The following is a 19,789-nucleotide window of genomic DNA, read 5'->3' on the forward strand; positions in this document are numbered from 1 at the left end:
ATGAGAGTCTGGGCAGTTGCCAATCAAAAGGGTGGAGTCGGCAAGACCACCACTTCCATCGCCTTGGCCGGTTTGCTGGCCGAAGCGGGCAAGCGTGTGGTCGTGGTGGACCTGGACCCCCACGGTTCCATGACCAGCTATTTCGGCTACGACCCGGATGCCCTGGAACACAGCTGCTATGACCTGTTTTTGCACAAGGGCAGCGTGCCGGCGGATCTGCCTGGGCAACTGCTGTTGCCCACCAGCAACGAGAGTATTTCGCTGTTGCCGTCGAGCACCGCCCTGGCCACCCTGGAGCGTCAGTCGCCGGGCCAGAGCGGCCTGGGCCTGGTGATCGCCAAGACCCTGGCGCAACTGTGGCAGGACTTCGACTACGCGATCATCGACAGCCCGCCGTTGCTCGGCGTGCTGATGGTCAACGCGTTGGCGGCCAGCCAGCAATTGGTGATCCCGGTGCAGACCGAGCACCTGGCGGTCAAGGGCCTGGAGCGCATGGTCAGCACCCTGGCGATGATCAACCGCTCGCGCAAGCAGGCGCTGCCGTTCAGCATCGTGCCGACCTTGTTCGACCGTCGCACCCAGGCGTCCCTCGGCACCTTGCGCGTGTTGCGCGATGCCTACCCGGACACCATCTGGAACGGTTACATCCCGGTGGACACGCGCCTGCGTGACGCCAGCCGTGCCGGGCTCACACCGTCGCAGTTCGACGGCAAGAGCCGTGGCGTGCTGGCCTACCGTGCGTTGCTCAAGCACCTGCTGTCGCAACAGCTTGTGGCGCAGGTGGCGTGATGAACCGTCCTGTCCAATTCAAGACCCGCCCGCAACTGGCACTGGAATCCTACCTGGATGCCTTGCTGCAGGATGCGACGGCCGAAGAAATGCCCGAACCGATTCTGGTACTCGAGCCTGCTGTCGAGCCCGACCGCCCGTTGGATGAATTCCAGCAGGCGGTGATGGAGGAGCAGGCGCGTGACGCGCAGGTGGTGGAGGCGCCCGTCGTGGTGCCGAGCGCCCCGGCAGTGGCGGCGCCGCCGGTGGTCGAACCGCTGGTGGACGTGCACCTGCCGCCCAGCATCACGCCGCCACCGGTGACGGGCGACGGTCGCCCTTCGTGGGCTGCCGAGCCGTTCGAGTGCCTGCTGTTCGACGTCGCCGGGTTGACCCTGGCGGTGCCGCTGGTATGCCTGGGCTCGATCTACTCCCTGGAAGGCCAGGAGCTGACGCCGTTGTTCGGGCAGCCAGAGTGGTTCCTCGGCATCCTGCCCAGCCAGGCCGGCAACCTCAAGGTGCTGGACACGGCGCGCTGGGTGATGCCTGACCGCTACCGCGATGATTTCCGCCAGGGCCTGCAATACGTGATCTCGGTGCAGGGCTACGAGTGGGGGCTGGCGGTGCATCAAGTCAGCCGCTCGTTGCGCCTGGACCCCAATGAAATCAAATGGCGCAGCCACCGTGGCCAGCGGCCGTGGTTGGCGGGCACTGTGATCGAACACATGTGCGCGTTGCTGGATGTCGCCGAACTGGCCGAGTTGATCGCCAGCGGTGCGGTGAAGGCAATGCCACAGAACAAACGCAGTTGATTGAACAATAAGGGCCGTGCGGTTGCGCGGCCCACTTGCACACACGCCGTCGATAGCGGCATTTGAAGGGGTCAGATGAATGAACAAGTCAGCGTCCGCACAAGGTTTGGATGATCCGATCCTGCAATGGGTGACCTTCAAGCTGGACAACGAAACCTACGGCATTAACGTGATGCGCGTGCAGGAAGTGCTGCGCTACACCGAGATCGCCCCGGTTCCAGGTGCGCCAAGCTACGTGCTGGGCATCATCAACCTGCGCGGCAACGTGGTGACGGTGATCGACACCCGCCAGCGGTTCGGCCTGGACACGGTTGAAGTCAGCGACAACACCCGTATCGTGATCATCGAGGCCGACAAGCAAGTGGTCGGCATCCTGGTCGACAGCGTGGCCGAGGTGGTTTACCTGCGCCAATCGGAAGTGGAAACCGCACCGAACGTGGGTAACGAAGAGTCGGCCAAGTTCATTCAGGGCGTGTGCAACAAGAACGGCGAACTGCTGATTCTGGTTGAGCTGGACAAGATGATGAGCGAAGAAGAGTGGTCGGAACTGGAGAGCATCTGATTGTTCCTTGAGGCAGCGGTGATTGTCCTGGCCCTGTTGTGGGCCGGGACCTTGGCGTTTGTGCTGCGCTATCTGCGCCAGCAGCGGGAGTTGGCCTTGCAACAGGCCGAGCGCGATGCGGTGCGTGACCGGCGCATTCTGGAGCTGGTCAAGCGCGTTGATCATTTCCAGCAAAGTGCGGTGCGGGTGGGGGATGAGGTGCATGAATTGCGTGCGATTCTTGCGCCGTTGCCGGACAGGTTGGTGCAGTTGGAGCAGCGTGATCCGTCGAATCTGTCGTTTGCCCAGGCGGCCAAGCTGGTTGGCATGGGGGCGACGGTGGATGAGTTGACTCAGTCGTGTGGGTTGACTCAGGCTGAGGCACAGTTGATGAGCAAGTTGCACAAGAGCTGATTGGGGCTGGGCTTGCTTGGTTCATGTGGGAGCTGGCTTGCCTGCGATGACGGCCCGCCAGCCGCCCCTTCTCTACCTGACACCCCACGATCCAACTGTGGGAGCGGGCTTGCTCGCGAAGGCGGCCTGACAGGCGACACAGTTGGATTGTGTGCATATCCATTCCTGCGGTAACGGCCACTTAGGGTTCCGCCCTGACGGCGGCTCACTTTTGAAAAGCGCAAAAGTAAGCAAAACGCTCTTGCCCCACCACTCGGCACCTCGCTTGGGCTCGGTGTGCCCGAACACAGGCTTGAATCCGTGGGCCGCCGCCACGCGCCATCCATGGCGCGGGGCGGCTAACCCGGCGTCCTGCCGGGTTACCCACGAATTCAAGCCTGCGTTCGGCCAGCGTGGTTTAACGGGGCGCCTAAGATCAAAAGCAGATCAAGAGCGGCTCGCTTCGCATCGTGGTTACCGTTGGGTGGCAGGTTTGAGATGTTTGTCGATTGAGCCGCCGCCATCGCAGGCAAGCCAGCTCCTACAGGTTGATTTGTGTACTTCAATCAATTTTCTTCAGCCCACAGACTTTTCCGGTGCCCCAAGGGTCAACATCCTTCATGCACCTTGACCCAGGAGATTCCCTCAAATGACCGCCCCCAAAGCCCTGTTGATCCTCCATGGCAAACAAGCCCTCAACGAGGATGTGCGTGCTGCCGTGCTGGCGCGGCGGGAGCAGGGTGGGGAGTTGGCCGTGCGGGTGACGTGGGAGGGCGGTGATGCTCAGCGCCTGGTCAATGAAGCCTTGGCCGCGGGCTACACCCACATCATTGCCGGCGGTGGCGACGGCACCCTGCGTGATGTGGCTGAAGCCATGGCCCATGCCAACACCGACGCCAGCCTGGTGCTGATGCCCCTGGGCACCGCCAATGATTTCGCCAAGGCGGCTGGTGTGCCGTTGGAGCCGGCTGGCGCCCTGGCCTTGCTGGACGTGCAGCCTAGGGCCATCGACCTTGGCCAGGTGGGTGGGCAAATTTTTCTGAACATGGCCACCGGTGGGTTTGGTAGCCAGGTCACGGCTAACACCTCTGAAGATTTGAAGAAGGTTCTGGGCGGTGCCGCCTACCTGTTTACCGGTTTAACCCGCTTCAGTGAATTGAAAGCCGCCTATGGTGAATTGGAAGGCCCGGATTTCCACTGGAAAGGCGAGTTGCTCGCGCTGGGCATCGGTAACGGTCGCCAGGCCGGTGGCGGGCATGTGTTGTGCCCTGGTGCATTGGCTGATGACGGGCTGCTGGATGTCAGCATTCTGCCGGCGCCGCAGGAAGTGGTCGGCACGCTGCGTGAGTTGATGAACAACGGCTGGGGCCTGGACACCATGTTTGTGCGCGCACGCCTGCCGTGGGTGAAGATCAAGGTGGCGCAAGGCTTGTACATCAACCTCGACGGTGAGCCGCTGGAGGGCGACGACCTGCATTTCGAGGCGCTGCCCAAGGCCCTGCGCGTGCACTTGCCGCTGGGTTCGCCGTTAGTCGTCCAGGCTGATGATCTGCTCACGCACGGCAAATAACACCAGGCCCGCCACGTCAAAAATCTGCAAGCGTTTCATGATCTGTGAGCGGTGGGCTTCGACGGTCTTGATGCTCAGGCCCAGGCCGTGGGCAATTTCCCGGGTGGATTTGCCGCGCACGATCAAGCGCAGGATCTCCAGTTGCCGCGCCGTCAGGTTGTGGCTGTGGGCAACAGGCGTGCTGGGGCCCTGGCTGCGAACCAGCGCCTGATTGATCACCGTGTGGGCAATGGCGGGGCTCAGGTAGCGTTCGTTGTTACGCAGCGCCTGCAGGGCGTGTTCCAGTTCGTTGGCGGTGGTGTCCTTGAGCAGGTAGCCGTGGGCGCCAGACTCCAGGGCGCGCATGATCATCTCGGGGTCGGTGTGCATCGACAGGATCAGCACCTTGCACTTGGGGTAGGCGCGCTTGAGTTGCTGCAAGGCATCCAGGCCGCCGGTGTGTTTCATCGACAGGTCCAGTAGCACAATGTCGGGCTGCAGGGCGCTGAATGCCTCAAGCAGTTGTGCGCCATCGCTGGCCTCGCCCACCACGGCGTACCCGGGGATATCCAGGATCAGTGCGCGCACGCCGGCGCGGATCAAGGCATGGTCATCGACCAGGAGCAAATTGCAGGTCACTGCAGAACCTTATGGGCACTGGCCCGTTCGAGGGCGCGGGGTGCCCAGGGGAAAAGTGCGTGGATGCGTGTGCCGTTGCCCGGCTGGCTGCTGACGGACAAGGTGCCGCCCAATTGGTGCGCCCGTTCGCACATGCCGGCCATGCCCCGTTGGCCTACCTTGGCGGGGTCGGCGGCAGGTTCGAAGCCTTGGCCGTCATCGCAGATCATCAGCGACAGCCCTTCAGGCAAGCGTTGCAGGCGCACCAGCAGGTTGTGCGCGTTGGCATGGCGCAGCATGTTGGTGACCGCTTCCTGGGTGATGCGAAAGGCCGCCACGGCCATTTCTTCGGGAATGCCGGTGAGCCGTTGCTGGCACTCCAGGCTCCAGCACACCTGGGTATTTTCCAGGGTCTTGAGCAGGTGCGCGCGCAGGCTCGCTTCCAGCCCCAGGCTTGCCAGTTGGCGCGGGTTGAGGATGGCGGACACGTCGCGCACCTTGGCCAGGGTTTCATTGAGGGTGTTGCACAGCACCGAGCAATGGCTTTGCAGGTCGTGGGGCAGGCGACGCTGCAGCCATTCGCTTTGCAGCTTGGCGGCGGTCAGCAATTGGCCGATGTCATCGTGCAATTCGCGGCTGAGGCGGTGGCGTTCGTTTTCCTGGACTTGCAGCAGGCGGTCGGCCAGTTCCTGGGGCTGGAACTTGATGGCGTTGCGCGAGCGCCACTGGTGCAGGGCTACCACCGCCAACGTGACCAGGTTGAGCAGCACAATCAGTAACGGCAACGGCGCGCCTTGCAGGTAAACCCATAGGCTGACCAGCAATGAACACAGGCACAGGGCAAGGATGAGGCTGCGCGCATGGCAGTGGGACACGAACCTTGCGATGAGTGACTTGAGGCTGGCGTACATAGCGGATGGAGCCAATGAGGGTTCACTGCGCGAAGACCGGTCACGGCGGTTGACTGGGCTCTGTCGAGCGTGCGGTGCCGGATCGTGGTTATCCATAATGAAGTTGCTTCATTTCGAGCGGGGCATGGTACCACCCCTGTTACCGTTGGTCGCCTGGCATATTCCTTGGTCGATATATTAACCACGGAAATGCCCTGGCAGCCCGGCCAGCGCTATTGAGTTGTATTAGTTAGCCTGTTTTGTACAATTTTTAAGGTGCTGGCTAATTGATATTTCTTCAAGCTCTGAAAGCGCTTTCATAGTTGACGTAAAGGGTCGTTTTTAGATAACTCTGATATTAAATACGACCTTTTTGCTTTAAGACCTCTGCTGTAAACGCGGCTGATGGCCGTAGTCTTTTTGCGGAATCTGCGAAGTCACCGTGGCAATCAGCGAAGTTTGCTCACTCTCATCCAGGCCCAGTTCCCCGGTACGGATGTCAATCAGTTCCAGTTGCCAGGCCAGCAACGTCAGGCAGTCGTGCAACGCATCCAGGGCTTGGTCATGCAGTTGCACCGGGCTCACGGCATTGGCAATCAGGTATTGAATATGCCGGGAGAATTCGCTGATCGCCTGCAGGGCCAGGCCGTCGGCCTTTTCAGCCAGTTTGGCCAGGCTGGTTTTCATGCAGTCGATGGCGTCGCTGTCATTGCGGATCAAATGCAGGTGGTTCAGGCATTCCTCGGACTTGGCCAGCAGCATTTCGGCTTCCAGCAAAAACTCGGGAAGTGCGGTTTGCCATTCGTTCGCGCTATTCATCATGCAAGTCTCCACAACTTAAGGTCGGGTGATGAGATGTCGCACCGGGTGAATGGCTTAAAACTAGCGCTGAAATACGACTGGGGCGTGTAGGCTGCTTCCGATAATCCAGTAGGACGTTTATTGAATCGCTCACGAATGCCGCCTTTAGCCGCTGTTATGCGAGATGACGCAACTTCAGTTGCCGATACGTGAGTGCCTGAAAGGCCCGTAGACCAAGGGCTTGGGTTGGCAAACAAAAGCCTGACTCCATTCATGCAATGAGAATGGCGTCACATTAATGGCTATTAGATATCGCGAATATCAGGTTGGGCCCGATTGCGCATAGGGGAATCCCTTATAAGGCGGAACCGCGCGCCGATTCGAGTGTCGTGCGGGGTCGTTGCAAGCGTTCTGAGGGGTGAATGCAGTAAAGCATGATGTCAGTGTGACATCAATGTGTTTGCGTGGCATTTTAACAGGGTCAAGGTTTGGCGTTTGCCGCCGATAACCGCCTATACGAACCGCACACCCCTTCAGCGCACACCTGCGTGTACACCAGGAGCTTTCAATGGCCGGCATTCTCGACACGGTAGATCAACGCACGCAATTGGTGGGTGAGAATCGCCTGGAAATTCTCATGTTCCGCCTCTTCGGACGGCAGTTGTTCGCGATCAACGTGTTCAAGGTGCAGGAAGTGCTGCAACTGCCCAAACTGACCCTGATGCCCCAGCGGCATCCCTTTGTGTGCGGCGTGGTCAACCTGCGTGGCCAGACCCTGCCGGTGATCGACCTGTCCCAGGCCATCGGCATGCGGCCTTTGGTGCCGGGCCCCAACAGCACCATTATCGTCACCGAGTACAACCGCTCGGTGCAGGCGTTCCTGGTGGGCGGCGTGGACCGCATCGTCAACATGAACTGGGAAGCCATCCTGCCGCCGCCGACCAGCGCCGGTCGCCAGCACTACCTCACGGCCATCAGCAAGGTCGATGAGCAACTGGTGGAAATCATCGACGTGGAAAAAGTCCTCGCCGAGATCGTGCCCTACAACGCCAAGGTCTCCCGGGACAAACTTGAAGACCCGGTGCTGGAGCGTGCCCGTGGCCGCGAAGTGCTGCTGGTGGATGACTCCAACGTGGCCTTGTCGCAGTTGCGTGACACCCTGGGCCAGTTGGGCGTGAAGATGCACATTGCCAGCGACGGCCTCAAGGCACTGAACATGCTCAAGGCCTGGGCCGACAGCGGCCAGGTGATGACCGACAAACTGCTGATGATCTTCACCGACGCCGAAATGCCCGAAATGGATGGCTACCGTCTCACCACCGAGATCCGCAATGACCCGCGCCTGCGCGGCCTCTACGTGGTGATGCACACCTCGTTGTCGGGCAGCTTCAACGACTCGATGGTCAAGAAGGTCGGCTGCGACAATTTCCTCTCCAAATTCCAGCCGGACAAGCTGGTGGATGTGGTGCGTCAGCGTCTGATGTTGGACGAAATGCCCGCCTGACTTTAGGATGACACTTTGTTTCCTAGGAAGGCAGGCCCATGCTGCGTCTCAGCGCGTTGTACCGTTACCCCTTGAAGTCCGGCAAGGCCGAAGCCTTGCAGCAGATTGGCCTGGATAAACTCGGGTTGGACGGGGATCGACGCTGGATGCTGGTGGATGAAGCCAGCGGGCGGTTCCTGACGCAACGGGCGGTGGCGAAGATGAGCCAGCTCATCGCGTTGTGGAACAGCAGCGGGGGCTTGACCCTGACTTCGCCGGGCTACGCGCCGTTGGACGTGGCATTGCCTGGCAGCGCCAGTGAACTGCGCGGTGTGACCATCTGGCGTGACACCCTGCGCGTGCCGGATGCTGGCGATGAGGCTGCGGCCTGGGTCAGCGAGTTCATCGGCAAGCCGACGCGCCTGGTGCAACTGCCCCTGGAACGAGCGCGCACCACTGAAGCCGGGTATGGCAAGGATGACGACAAGGTCGGCTTCGCTGACGGCTACCCCTTGCTGTTGATCGGCCAGGGCTCCCTCGACGACTTGTGTGAAAAGATCGGCCGCCCGATGCAGATGCTGCGTTTTCGTCCCAACCTCGTCATCGAAGGCGCCGAGGCCTTCGCCGAAGATGGCTGGAAGCGCGTGCGCATCGGCGACGTGGAATTTCGGGTCGTCAAGCCGTGCTCGCGGTGCATCCTCACCACCATCGACCCCCAGACCGGCGAACGCAGCCCCGACCGCGAGCCCTTCGCCACGCTGGAAACCTACCGCAAGACCGAAAAGGGCGCGATGTTCGGCCAGAACCTGGTCAACGATGGCGTCGGGCGCCTGGAAGTCGGCATGCCGGTAACGGTGCTGGAATAAAAAAAGCCCGTCTCGTGGGAGACGGGCTTTTGTGTGTGGCGGGTACTGCTTAGCCGCGGTATTCGCACAGGTAAGCGGTGTCCACCGCAACCTTCAACTGGAACTTGCTGTTGGCCGGGACGTGGAACTGGCTGCCGGCGGCGAAGGTTTCCCAGTCGCTGCTCTCAGGCAGCTTCACGGTCAGGGCGCCGGACACCACGTGCATGATTTCGCGTTGGGCGGTGCCGAATTCGTATTCACCCGGAGCCATCACGCCGATGGTCGCCGGCCCTTCTGCGGTGCCGAAAGCGATCGACTTGACGGTGCCGTCGAAGTACTCGTTGACTTTGAACATGGGTGAATCCTCGGAAAAAGGTCAAGGCTTACGCCAACCACTGTAGGAGCGAGCTTGCTCGCGAAAAACCTGAGAACACCGCGTTAAAGCTGAGGCGCTGCGTTATCGTTGGCGATTTTCGCGAGCAAGCTCGCTCCTACAGGGCAGCAGGAAAATGGTTGGCCAGTATGCCCAAGGCTGCAAGCGCTGCCTAGACCGGCAATATCAGCGGCAGCAGGCGCGCGGTATTGCGTGCATCCTCCAGGGCGCGATGCTGCTGGCCATTGAACTGCATCCCGGCCAATTGCAGCGCCCCATTGAGCCCCAGCGGTTTGTCCAGGCGCCGAGCCTTGGCAAAGCGTTGCTTGAGGTTCACATGCGGGGTGTCGCCCAGGGCGCTGGCGAGGCCATGGCGCTGCCACTCCAGCTCAAGCTGCACGCGGTCATAATCTCCCCAGCTGGCCCAGCCTTCCAGGCGTGGCTGATGTTGGCCCAGCCAGCGTTCGAATAGCGGCCACACCTCGGTGATCGGCGCGGCCATGTCGATATTGGCCTGGGTGATATGGGTGAGTTTGCGGCAAAAGGGCGTCAGCAATGGCCGCCGCAAGGGCCGCACAAAGCGCTGGAAGTGATCCAGTTCGCGGCCTTGGCGGTTGACCAGGCTGGCGCCGATCTCGATGACTTCCATCTCCGTCACGGGCCAGCCGCCGTCATCCGTTGTGGCTTCAAGGTCAATAATCAGCCAATGAGGCATGGTGCAGGTTCCCGTACTCGTCCCTTCCTGATGGGGATAGAGCGTAGCCCGGCCCTGTAGTTCCGCCTAGGGGCGTTATTCGATCTCCAGCAAAACCTGGCGGTTGCGCACCTGATCGCCCGTCAAGACGCGCAGTTCCTTGACCGTGCCGTCGATACCAGCCTTCAACGGGTGCTCCATTTTCATCGCTTCGAGCACCAGCAAAAGCTGGCCTTTGCTGACGCTCTCACCGACGCACACCCGTATATCGACGATGGCGCCGTCCATGGGCGCCTGGACCGTGCCACTGCTGGCATCGGCCGGGCGGCTGGCGACTTGCTGGGTGCGGTCGGTGACGGTCAGCCCTGGCAGCCACAGCCGGTTGCCGTCCAGGTGATAGGCGATGCGGCGGCGAACCCCCTTGATGACAAAGGTGGCGTGGCGACCGTCGGTGGTGAGTGGCAGGTCGTCAACGCTGACGCTGTGGACTTGGCCGTTGACCTCCAGGCGGTATGTCACTGGGGCACTCGCCGTGTTGCGCCAGCGCGCGAGGGTGTGTGAGTGCTGGTTGGCGCTGTGTTGATAAAACAATGCGGCAGCCAGAGAGAGTTGCTCAGCGCTCGCCGTGTGCTGTGGGATGACGTTGAAGTGTTCGGCGATCAAGCCCGTGCTGAAGTCGCCGGCGATAAAGTCTGGGTGCTTGAGCAGGTCGACGAGCAAGTGCTGATTGGACGCCACGCCGAGTAACACCGTGTCTTCCACGGCGCGCAGCAATTTTCGCCGGGCTTCTTCGCGGCTGACGCCGTGGGCGATGATCTTGCCCAGCATCGGGTCGTAGAACGGGCTGATGGTTTGGCCTTCACGCAAGCCATGGTCGATGCGCACGCCGGGGGCGGGTTCCCAACGCAACACGTCACCGGTTTGCGGCAGGAAGCCCTGGGCCGGGTCTTCGGCGTACAGGCGCACTTCCATGGCGTGGCCGGTCAGGGTCACCTGTGATTGGGTGAGTGGCAGCGCTTGCCCGGCGGCGATCTGCAACTGCCAGTCCACCAGGTCGAGGCCGGTGATCATCTCGGTGACGGGGTGCTCCACTTGCAGGCGCGTGTTCATTTCCAGGAAATAGAACTGGCCGTTACGGTCGAGCAGAAACTCCACGGTGCCGGCACCCACATAGTTCACCGCCCGCCCGGCCTTGAGCGCGGCTTCGCCCATGGCCTGGCGCAGTGCGGGCGTCATCACGGGGCAGGGCGCTTCTTCGATGACTTTCTGATGGCGACGCTGGATCGAGCAGTCGCGCTCGCCGAGGTAGATGAGGTTGCCATGGCGGTCGCCGAACAGTTGCACTTCCACGTGGCGCGGGTCGATCAGCGCCTGTTCGAGGATCAGCTCGTCGCTGCCGAACGCATTCATGGCTTCCGAGCGTGCGGTGCGCAGTTGCTCCAGCAACTGTTCGCGCTGGTGCACCAGGCGCATGCCACGCCCGCCGCCACCGGCGCTGGCCTTGATCATCAGTGGGAAGCCGATGCGCTCGGCTTCCTGCTGCAAGGTGGCGTCATCCTGGGCACTGCCCTGGTAGCCGGCGATGCAGGGCACGCCGGCGTCGAGCATGGCGAGTTTGGACAGGCGTTTGCTGCCCATCAGTTCGATCGCCTCGACGCTGGGGCCGATGAAGGTGAGAGTGGCCTGCTGGCAGGCGCGGGCGAAGTCAGGGTTTTCCGAGAGGAAGCCGTAACCGGGGTGAATGGCGTCGGCGCCGGTCAATTCGGCGGCGGTGAGGATGGCCGCTGTGTTCAGGTAGGACTGATGCACGGGCGCCGGGCCGATGTGTACGGCTTCGTCGGCCATCTGCACGTGCAGGGCATCGGAATCCGCGTCGCTGTAGACGGCCACGGTGCGGTAGCCAAGGGCCTGGGCGGTGCGCTGGATGCGGCAGGCGATTTCGCCGCGGTTGGCGATCAGGATCTTGCTGAATGCGGGCATTGGGTTATCCCTTGATGAATGCGGCGTGTGTTGGGGCCTCTTCGCAGGCAAGCCAGCTCCCACATTTGAAATGTGTTCCCCTGTGGGAGCTGGCTTGCCTGCGATGGCGTCATCCAGACCAACTCGGCTTTCGCTTCTGCACAAACGCCTGCGTCCCCTCAACCCCTTCCTCACTCCTCACCGCCTCGGCAAACCACTGCGCCCCGCGATCCAGCACGGTCTCAAGCGGCTCATCCGCACTGGCCAACAACAAGGCCTTGGTCCGCGCATTCGCCCCCGGCGCACACTGCAACACCTGCCCCAACACCTCATCCACACGCTGCGCCAATGCCTGCGGGTCGTGCTCGACGAAATGCACCACGCCCAACCGCCCAGCCTCCACCCCATCAAACCGCGCCGCCGTCAGCGCCAGGCGCCGTGTGTGGGTAAGGCCAATACGCTTGACCACAAAGGGCGCAATCTGCGCCGGCAACAAGCCCAGGCGGGTCTCCGGCAAGCCGAACTGTGCCTTGTGGTCGGCGATCGCAATATCACTCACGCACGCCAGCCCGAACCCACCGCCTAGCACTGCGCCTTGCAGCACCACGATCACCACCTGCGCCAGCGCCTGAACCTCTTGCAGCAAGGTGCCAAACGCACGGTTCAATGCTTGCAACTGACCTCCGGCGCCGGCCAGATCCTTCACATCGGCCCCCGCGCAAAAATGCCCGCCCGCGCCGCTGATCACCACGGCACGCACCTGGCTGTCCAACTGCGCCAGTACCGCACGCAGTTCATTGACCATTTCAAGGCTCATCGCATTGCGGCATTCGGGGCGGTTGAGGGTGATGTGCAGCACGCCGTTATGGGCTTCGAGCAGCAAGGTATTCATGGCTTTTTACCGGGCAGGGTGCCCATCAGTTTGCAGATGATGCCCAGCATGATTTCGTCGGCACCGCCGCCAATCGACACCAGGCGCACATCGCGATAGGCGCGGGCCACCGGGTTGTCCCACATGAAGCCCATGCCGCCCCAATATTGCAGGCAACTGTCGCTGACCTCACGGCCTAGCCGCCCGGCCTTGAGCTTGGCCATGGAGGCCAGCCGCGTGACGTCCTGGCCCTTGATGTACTGCTCGGTGGCCTGGTAGACCAAGGCGCGCAGGCATTCGATTTCGGTGGCCAGTTCCGCCAGGCGAAAGTGGATCACCTGGTTGTCGATCAGCGCCTTGCCGAAGGTCTGGCGCTCTTTGCAGTACTCGATGGTGCTGTCGATGCAGTGCTCCAGGCCCTTGATCATATTCGCCGCGCCAAACAGGCGTTCTTCCTGGAATTGCAACATCTGCATCATGAAGCCTGCGCCTTCGTGGCCGATGCGGTTGCGTTGCGGCACGCGCACGCCGTCGAAAAACACCTGGGCGGTCTCGGAGCTGTGCATGCCGAGTTTTTCCAGGGGCGGGCTGACGCTGATGCCGGGACTGTTCATCGGCACCATGATCAGCGACTTGTTGATATGCGGCTTGTCATCGGACGTGTTGGCCAGCAGGCAGATAAAGTCGGCGCTGGGCGAATTGGTGATCCACATCTTGCTGCCGTTGATCACATAGTCGTCGCCATCCTTGCGCGCATGGGTCTTGAGCCCGGCCACGTCGGAGCCGGCACCGGTTTCCGAGACGCCGATGCAGCCGACCTGTTCACCGCTGATGGCTGGGCGCAGGAACTCCTCGCGCAGTTCATCGGAGCCGAAGCGCGCCAGGGCCGGGGTGCACATGTCGGTCTGTACGCCGATGGACATGGGGATGCCGCCGCAGCGGATGGTGCCGAACTCTTCGGCGGCGACGATGGAATAGCTGTAGTCCAGGCCCATGCCGCCGAATTTTTCTGGTTTGGAAATGCCCAGCAGGCCGAGGTCGCCGGCTTTGCGGAAGATCTCGTGAATGGGAAAACGCCCGGCTTTTTCCCATTCATCCACGTGCGGGTTGATCTCGCGGTCGACGAAGGCGCGCACGGTGCGGCGCAGTTCCTGGTGTTCCTGGGTGAAGATCATTTTTATTGTTCTCCCGGTTGGGACGCGCAGCGTCCTGGTTGGCGTTACCACGCGGAGCGTGGGAACGATCAGCGCGCTACGCCGAAGGTGTTGGGTTGCAGTTGCCGCCGTTCGGCTTCGTGACAGATATCCAGCAAAAAGCCGAGCAAGGTGCGGGTGTCCCGTGGATCAATCAGCCCGTCGTCCCACAGGTTGGCGCTGCCGTAGAGGGCGGTGGACTGGCTGTCGAGCTTCTGCGTGGTGACCTGTTCAAGCATGTCGAGCACCTTGGGGTCGGGCACCAGGCCGTCCTTGAGTTGCTTGGCCTCGGTGACAATGCGCAGCACTTTGCCGGCCTGTGCACCGCCCATCACCGCAGTACGGCTGTTGGGCCAGGCGAAGATAAAGCGCGGGTCCAGGCCGCGGCCGCACATTGCGTAGTTGCCCGCACCGTAGGAACCACCGACCACGATAGTGAGTTTAGGCACACGGGCGTTGGCCACTGCCTGGATCATCTTCGCGCCGTGCTTGATCACCCCTTGCTGTTCCGACTCGGTGCCCACCATGAAACCGGTGGTGTTGTGCAAAAACAGCAGCGGCGTGCGGCTTTGGTCGCACAGCTGGATAAACTGCGCGGCCTTGCTCGCGCCCTTTGGGGTGATGGGGCCGTTATTACCGATCACTCCCACGGCGCGCCCCTGGATATGCAGATGGGCGCAGACGGTGTGGGGGTCGAACTCGCCCTTGAATTCCAGCAGGTTGGAACCGTCGGCCAGGCGCGCCAGGATCTCGCGCACGTCGTAGGGTTTTTTCGGGTCATCGGGGATCAGCCCCAACAGCTCATCAATCGGGTACAGCGGTTCGCGATAGGCGCGTTGGGGCTCGTGCGCCAAGCGGTCATTCCAGGGCAGCAGGCCCACAATTTCACGCACGATGCGCACGCCGTCGGCATCGTCTTGTGCCAGGTACTCAGCGGTGCCGGCGGTTTGCGCGTGCATCTGCGCGCCACCCAGTTCTTCATCGGTGGCGATTTCGCCGGTGGCGGCCTTGAGCAACGGTGGCCCGGCGAGGAACAGCTTGGCCTTGCCGCGCACCACCACCACGTAGTCCGACAAGCCCGGCTGATACGCACCGCCGGCCGTGGCCGAGCCGTGTACCACGGTGATCTGCGGCAAGCCCATGGCCGACATGCGCGCCTGGTTGGCAAAGCTACGCGCGCCTTCGACGAAAATCTCGGCGGCGTAGTTGAGGTTGGCGCCGCCGCTTTCGGCGAGGGTTACCACCGGCAATTTGTTCTCCATGGCGATCTGTTGCAGGCGCAGGGATTTCTTCAGCCCGGAAGGGGAAATGGTGCCGCCCTTGATCGCGCTGTTGTTGGCCACCACCAGCATGCGCACGCCGCTGACATAGCCGATACCGGCGATCAGCCCTCCCCCGGCGGCGCTGCCGTCTTTGTCGTCGTGGAGTTTGTAGCCCGCCAGGCTGGCCAGCTCCAGGAACGGCGCGCCGGGGTCCAGCAGCAGGTTGAGGCGCTCGCGGGGCAGCAATTGGCCGCGCTTGTCGAACTTGGGCTTGGCTTCCTGGGCCTTGGCCAGCAGGGTGTGTTCCAGCTGGCGCAACTGGGCGATGGACGCCAGCATGGCTTCGCGGTTTTGCGCGAACGCTGGGCTGTTGGGGTCGATCAGGGTTTCAATGACTGGCATGGCGTTATTGCTCCGCCTTGAGCACATCCGGCAGGTAGGCGCGGTGGAACCCATTGAACGGCTCGCTCGGTGCCTGCGCCTTGTGCAGCGGCCATGCACGGCTGCCCAGGCTGGCGGCGCCGTCGATGCGCAGGGTGCTGCCGCTGATAAAGGCCGCAGCCGGGCTGAGCAGGAAGACGATGGCCGCGCTGACTTCCGACTCGGTGCCGATGCGCTTGAGCGGCACATGCTCACGCAGGGTGGGAATCACCGCCTTGAAGGCGCCTTCGTAGGTGTCCATGCCGCTGGAGGCAATCCAGCCAGGCGCCACGGCGTTGACGCGCACCCCGGCATAGCCCCACTCAAACGCGGCGGTCTTGGTGAAGTTGTCCATGCCGGAGCGCGCCGCGCCGGAGTGGCCCATGCCGGGCATGCCGCCCCACATGTCGGCGAGCATGTTGACGATTGCGCCGCCGTGCTTGCTCATCGACTGGTTGAACACCTCCCGGGCCATCAGGAAACCGCCCACCAGGTTGGTGCGCAGTACGGTTTCAAAGCCCTTTTGATTGATCGCGGCCAGCGGCGACGGGTATTGGCCGCCGGCGTTATTCACCAGGCCATGGATGGGGCCATGGTCGTGCAGGGTTTGCGTGACCAGCGCCTTCACCGCCTCTTCATCGCGGATATCACAGGCCTGCCAATGAGCGACGCCGCCGTCATCGATAATTTCCTGGGCTACCTGCTGCAACTTGTCCGGCTTGCGCCCCACCAGGATCACGCGGGCGCCCAGCGCCGCCAGTTCATGGGCGGTGCAGCGGCCAATGCCACTGCCGCCACCGGTGACGATCAGGGTGTGCCCCTGGAACAGGTCGGCTTTGAAGATCGAATCGAAGGCCACGGCGACGGTCCTTTAGCTGAGTTGATCGGCAATGTGTTGCGGTACGGCGATGGGGATTTCCAGCAGTTGCTGGGCGAAGGCCTTGCCTTGAGGGTCGATGCGCAAACTGGCGATGCCGCCACCGCCCAAGGCGTTTTCCAGCAGGAAGTTGAGGCTGTGGCTGCCGGGCAAGTACCAGCGCTCGACGCGGCCATGGATCGGGTCGAGTACGTGGTCCATCCAGTCGACGATCACCTCCGGGGTCAGGGCTTCGGCGATCCACGGCAGGTAGTCCGGGTGGCGGGCGATCACCCCGATATTGCTGTGGTTGCCCTTGTCACCGGAGCGCGCCACGGCGAGTTTGACCAGCGGCACGCTGGCGTCGGCACGGCCCTGGGGCTTGTCCGGCTCGATGGGCGCGGCCGGCGTGAGCAGAGACGCGCCGGCGGGCAGCTCAACGGCATGGCGCTGGCCCTGGTAATCGATGTAAACGCTGCACAATGACTTGTCGACCAGGAACGAAAACAGCCGGATCAGCGGATACACCGTCGGCCGCCCGCCGACAATGCCGGTCAGGCCCGGCGCCATGCCGGTGGCCGCCTGGGCGATCTCGCGGGCGAACAGCACCAGCGCCTGCTTGCTCGGGTGCCGCACCGCCAGCTTCACCACCACTTCACGGCAATCCGCACGCCGGGCATGGGCGCCGTAGGTGGCTTCGCTGCCCAGCAGTTCGATGTTGACGTCGGTGTAGGGCGCCCAGCCGCGCTGGCTGAACAGCTCCGAGGTCTTGTTGATGAGCGCCTGGCTGACCCGCTCGGCCTTGGCCACCGCGTCGATGCCGGCGATCAGGCAGCTGGCGGTACAGCGAAAACCATCGGGGTAGGTGGCGCTGACCTTGTACTGATCGGTGGGTGGCAGGCCCTTGGCGCCGTGCAGGCGCACCGCGTGTTTGCCTTGTTGCTGCAGTTTGACCTGGCTGAAATCGCAGATCACATCCGGCAGCACATAGGCGCGCGGGTCACCGATTTCATACAACAGTTGTTCGGCCACGCTGAGTTCGCTGATCAGGCCGCCGCTGCCTTCGACCTTGTTGACGGTGAACTGGCCGTCGGCGCTGACTTCGACGATAGGGAAACCGATGTGTTCGTAGTCGGGCACGTCACGCCAGTCGGTGAAGTTACCGCCGGTGCACTGCGCGCCGCACTCGATGATATGCCCGGCCAGGGCGGCCTGGGCCAGGTGATCGTAGTCCTGCCACGACCAGTTGAATTCATGCACCAGTGCCGCGCTGACCACTGCGCTGTCGACCACCCGGCCGGTGATGACAATATCGGCGCCGAGCTCCAAAGCCTGGGCAATGCCCGGTGCGCCGAGGTAGGCATTGGCGGACACGCACAGGGGCGGCAGTGGGGCGCCGTTGTAAAGGTCGGTGACAGGCGGCAGGTGTTTGAGTTGAGGGTGCAGGTCATCGCCGAGCAACACGGCGATTTTCAGCGGGATGTGCGCGTTATCGCAGGCCGCTTGCAGGGCAGCGGCGCAGGCCTGCGGGTTGATGCCGCCAGCGTTACTGATCACCCGGATGCCCTGGCGCTGGATATCCGCCAGCAGGGGCGTCAGCACCTCGACAAAATCTGTGGCGTAACCGGCCTTGGGGTCTTTCAGGCGGGCACCGGCGAGGATCGACATAGTGACTTCCGCCAGGTAATCGAACACCAGGTAATTCAGGGCGCCGCCCTGCACCAATTGGGCGGCGGCGGTGCAGGTGTCGCCCCAGAAGGCGCTGGCGCAGCCGATACGTACCGTCTTGCTCATGAGAAATCCTTCCTCCAAGGGCTGGCGTCGAGACTACCAAGCAAGCGCTTGGTTTGTAAACTCCAGTCACAAGTTTTACCCAAGCGCTTGCTTGGGTGGCAGTCACGGCCTAAATTGCCGGCCAAGACGACAGTAGACGTGAAGGAGAGCAGCATGGATGAGCACAAAGCCCTGGGGGTGATGCGCACCATGGTCGATGGTGGCCAATTGACCGACCCCGAGAGCGCCCGCGGCAAGTTGCTGCAAACCGCGGCTCATCTGTTTCGCAACAAGGGTTTCGAGCGCACCACCGTGCGAGATCTGGCCAGCGCCGTGGGCATTCAGTCCGGCAGCATCTTTCATCACTTCAAGAGCAAGGATGAGATCCTGCGCGCAGTGATGGAGGAAACCATCCATTACAACACCGCGATGATGCGCGCCTCACTGGAGGAGGCGAGCACGGTGCGCGAACGCGTGCTGGCGCTGATCCGCTGCGAGTTGCAGTCGATCATGGGCGGCAGTGGCGAGGCCATGGCGGTGCTGGTCTACGAGTGGCGCTCGCTGTCGGCCGAAGGCCAGGCGCACGTACTGGCCCTGCGTGACGTGTATGAGCAGATCTGGTTGCAGGTGCTGGGCGAGGCCAAGGCCGCTGGCTACATCCGGGGCGATGTGTTTATCACCCGGCGCTTCCTCACCGGCGCTTTGTCATGGACCACCACCTGGTTTCGCGCCCAAGGCAGCCTGACCCTTGAAGAGTTGGCCGAAGAGGCCTTGTTGATGGTGCTGAAGGCGGACTGAGGCGCAAGCCATTAATTTGCTGGCGAAAGTTGTCTCCCCCGGTAAAAACGCCTAGCTTATCGGCATTGAACTCTTCAACGGTGTGTGCCTCGATGTTTTCGCCATGGCGGCTGGCTGCAGGACTTACTTTATGGGCACTAGGCACCGCCGCGTGGACGCAGGCCGGTGCCGCGCAGTTGGTGAGAATCGGCGCTGCGCATTTTCCGCCCTACACCGTGCGCCCCGAGCAAGGGGCCGACACCGGGTTGTTGCCGCAATTGGTCGAAGCGTTGAATGCTGCGCAAACCGATTACCAGTTTGTGGTGGTGCCTACCTCGATCCCCCGACGTTTTCGTGACTTCGAGCAAGGCCGGGTCGACATGGCGATCTTCGAAAATCCGGCCTGGGGTTGGCAGAATATTGCGCATACCAGTGTTGATATGGGGCTCGAAGATGCGGAGATTTTTGTCGCTCAGCGTCAGCCCGGGCGCGACCAGAGTTATTTTTCCGACCTTACCGGTAAACGTCTGGCGGTGTTCAGTGGGTATCACTATGCCTTTGCTGACTTCAATCCTGATCCCAAGAACATGGCCGAGCGTTTCAATGCGACGTTGACCTATTCCCATGACAGTAATCTGCTGATGGTTGCTCGTGGGCGTGCGGATATTGCGTTGGTTACCCGTTCGTACCTGAGTGATTTCATGGTGCGCAACGCGGACATGGCGGGGCAGTTTTTGGTGTCGGAGCGTATTGACCAGGTGTATCACCACTATGCGTTGCTGCGGCCAAAGGCGCCGATCACGGGCGAGGCGTTTTCGGCGTTGCTCAAGGGGCTGCGCAGCAGTGGGCAGATGCTGAGGATTTTTGAGCCGTATCGTATTGATGTGACGCCGTTGCCCTAGATCGCAGTA

Annotated in this window: 20 protein-coding genes; 9 read left to right on the top strand and 11 right to left on the bottom strand. The window is 62.2% G+C overall.

Going from position 1 to position 19,789, the window contains the following annotated elements; translation table 11 throughout:
• The 5 genes from CRN80_RS18345 to yegS all read left to right on the top strand — a co-directional run bounded on the left by CRN80_RS18345 (nucleotide 1) and on the right by yegS (nucleotide 4,084).
• Entirely contained in the window at nucleotides 1-789 is a 789-nt protein-coding gene (locus tag CRN80_RS18345) for a ParA family protein (protein WP_014719332.1), read from the top strand.
• Nucleotides 789-1,580 carry a CheW domain-containing protein gene (locus CRN80_RS18350; RefSeq protein WP_098950738.1) on the top strand — a complete coding sequence of 264 codons (792 nt, stop codon included), beginning with the start codon at nucleotides 789-791 and terminating at the stop codon, nucleotides 1,578-1,580. The genes CRN80_RS18345 and CRN80_RS18350 overlap by 1 nt, the downstream gene beginning before the upstream one ends.
• Before the next feature lie 79 nt (nucleotides 1,581-1,659).
• The gene (locus CRN80_RS18355) at nucleotides 1,660-2,142 is read left to right on the top strand and encodes a chemotaxis protein CheW (protein ID WP_003192896.1); all 483 of its coding nucleotides are present in this window, start codon (nucleotides 1,660-1,662) and stop codon (nucleotides 2,140-2,142) included.
• Nucleotides 2,143-2,535, top strand: coding sequence for a DUF2802 domain-containing protein (locus tag CRN80_RS18360; protein WP_098950739.1), 393 nt, complete (start codon nucleotides 2,143-2,145; stop codon nucleotides 2,533-2,535).
• 628 nt (nucleotides 2,536-3,163) lie between these two features.
• Complete coding sequence (gene yegS, locus CRN80_RS18375) at nucleotides 3,164-4,084, top strand: lipid kinase YegS (protein WP_032895969.1); 921 nt, start codon at nucleotides 3,164-3,166, stop codon at nucleotides 4,082-4,084.
• Here the strand turns inward: yegS and CRN80_RS18380 are convergent.
• From CRN80_RS18380 to CRN80_RS18390, 3 genes are all read right to left on the bottom strand, one after another.
• Nucleotides 4,043-4,702, bottom strand: coding sequence for a response regulator transcription factor (locus CRN80_RS18380; RefSeq protein WP_044272473.1), 660 nt, complete (start codon nucleotides 4,700-4,702; stop codon nucleotides 4,043-4,045). The two genes, yegS and CRN80_RS18380, sit on opposite strands and share 42 nt — an antisense overlap.
• Nucleotides 4,699-5,592, bottom strand: coding sequence for a sensor histidine kinase (locus tag CRN80_RS18385; RefSeq protein ID WP_098950741.1), 894 nt, complete (start codon nucleotides 5,590-5,592; stop codon nucleotides 4,699-4,701). Before CRN80_RS18385 ends, CRN80_RS18380 begins: the two co-directional genes overlap by 4 nt.
• Before the next feature lie 357 nt (nucleotides 5,593-5,949).
• Nucleotides 5,950-6,393 carry a hypothetical protein gene (locus CRN80_RS18390; protein ID WP_169918226.1) on the bottom strand — a complete coding sequence of 148 codons (444 nt, stop codon included), beginning with the start codon at nucleotides 6,391-6,393 and terminating at the stop codon, nucleotides 5,950-5,952.
• 547 nt (nucleotides 6,394-6,940) lie between these two features.
• Between CRN80_RS18390 and CRN80_RS18395 the strand changes: the two genes are divergently transcribed.
• Both CRN80_RS18395 and CRN80_RS18400 read left to right on the top strand, forming a co-directional pair.
• On the top strand, nucleotides 6,941-7,876 hold the full coding sequence (locus CRN80_RS18395) for a chemotaxis protein CheV (RefSeq protein WP_003192887.1): 936 nt from the start codon (nucleotides 6,941-6,943) through the stop codon (nucleotides 7,874-7,876).
• A gap of 38 nt (nucleotides 7,877-7,914) precedes the next feature.
• Entirely contained in the window at nucleotides 7,915-8,721 is an 807-nt protein-coding gene (locus CRN80_RS18400) for an MOSC domain-containing protein (protein ID WP_098950742.1), read from the top strand.
• Between the two features lie 49 nt (nucleotides 8,722-8,770).
• Here CRN80_RS18400 and CRN80_RS18405 read toward each other — a convergent pair whose 3' ends face one another.
• The 8 genes from CRN80_RS18405 to CRN80_RS18440 all read right to left on the bottom strand — a co-directional run bounded on the left by CRN80_RS18405 (nucleotide 8,771) and on the right by CRN80_RS18440 (nucleotide 18,122).
• Complete coding sequence (locus CRN80_RS18405; RefSeq protein WP_003192883.1) at nucleotides 8,771-9,055, bottom strand: pyrimidine/purine nucleoside phosphorylase; 285 nt, start codon at nucleotides 9,053-9,055, stop codon at nucleotides 8,771-8,773.
• A 190-nt stretch (nucleotides 9,056-9,245) separates the two neighbouring features.
• Complete coding sequence (locus CRN80_RS18410) at nucleotides 9,246-9,788, bottom strand: exonuclease domain-containing protein (RefSeq protein WP_019818536.1); 543 nt, start codon at nucleotides 9,786-9,788, stop codon at nucleotides 9,246-9,248.
• Between the two features lie 75 nt (nucleotides 9,789-9,863).
• Nucleotides 9,864-11,747 (bottom strand): acetyl/propionyl/methylcrotonyl-CoA carboxylase subunit alpha, encoded by a 1,884-nt coding sequence (locus CRN80_RS18415; protein ID WP_098950743.1) that lies wholly within the window; start codon nucleotides 11,745-11,747, stop codon nucleotides 9,864-9,866.
• 109 nt (nucleotides 11,748-11,856) lie between these two features.
• Nucleotides 11,857-12,618, bottom strand: a complete 762-nt coding sequence (locus CRN80_RS18420) for an enoyl-CoA hydratase/isomerase family protein (RefSeq protein WP_098950744.1) — start codon at nucleotides 12,616-12,618, stop codon at nucleotides 11,857-11,859.
• Nucleotides 12,615-13,772 carry a citronellyl-CoA dehydrogenase gene (gene atuD, locus CRN80_RS18425; protein ID WP_032895979.1) on the bottom strand — a complete coding sequence of 386 codons (1,158 nt, stop codon included), beginning with the start codon at nucleotides 13,770-13,772 and terminating at the stop codon, nucleotides 12,615-12,617. Before atuD ends, CRN80_RS18420 begins: the two co-directional genes overlap by 4 nt.
• Before the next feature lie 68 nt (nucleotides 13,773-13,840).
• Nucleotides 13,841-15,454 (bottom strand): geranyl-CoA carboxylase subunit beta, encoded by a 1,614-nt coding sequence (gene atuC, locus CRN80_RS18430; RefSeq protein ID WP_098950745.1) that lies wholly within the window; start codon nucleotides 15,452-15,454, stop codon nucleotides 13,841-13,843.
• Between the two features lie 4 nt (nucleotides 15,455-15,458).
• Nucleotides 15,459-16,331, bottom strand: coding sequence for an SDR family oxidoreductase (locus CRN80_RS18435; RefSeq protein ID WP_098950746.1), 873 nt, complete (start codon nucleotides 16,329-16,331; stop codon nucleotides 15,459-15,461).
• 12 nt (nucleotides 16,332-16,343) lie between these two features.
• Entirely contained in the window at nucleotides 16,344-18,122 is a 1,779-nt protein-coding gene (locus CRN80_RS18440; protein WP_098950747.1) for an acyclic terpene utilization AtuA family protein, read from the bottom strand.
• A gap of 153 nt (nucleotides 18,123-18,275) precedes the next feature.
• On the opposite strand from CRN80_RS18440, the gene CRN80_RS18445 reads away from it, so the two are divergent.
• Nucleotides 18,276-18,899: a TetR/AcrR family transcriptional regulator gene (locus tag CRN80_RS18445; protein WP_032895985.1), complete on the top strand. Its 624-nt coding sequence runs from the start codon at nucleotides 18,276-18,278 to the stop codon at nucleotides 18,897-18,899.
• Between the two features lie 92 nt (nucleotides 18,900-18,991).
• On the top strand, nucleotides 18,992-19,780 hold the full coding sequence (locus CRN80_RS18450; RefSeq protein WP_098950748.1) for an ABC transporter substrate-binding protein: 789 nt from the start codon (nucleotides 18,992-18,994) through the stop codon (nucleotides 19,778-19,780).
• The last annotated feature ends 9 nt before the right edge of the window (nucleotides 19,781-19,789 follow it).

Source organism: Pseudomonas sp. FDAARGOS_380 (genome assembly GCF_002591235.1).
Taxonomy (GTDB): Bacteria; Pseudomonadota; Gammaproteobacteria; order Pseudomonadales; family Pseudomonadaceae; genus Aquipseudomonas; species Aquipseudomonas salmasensis.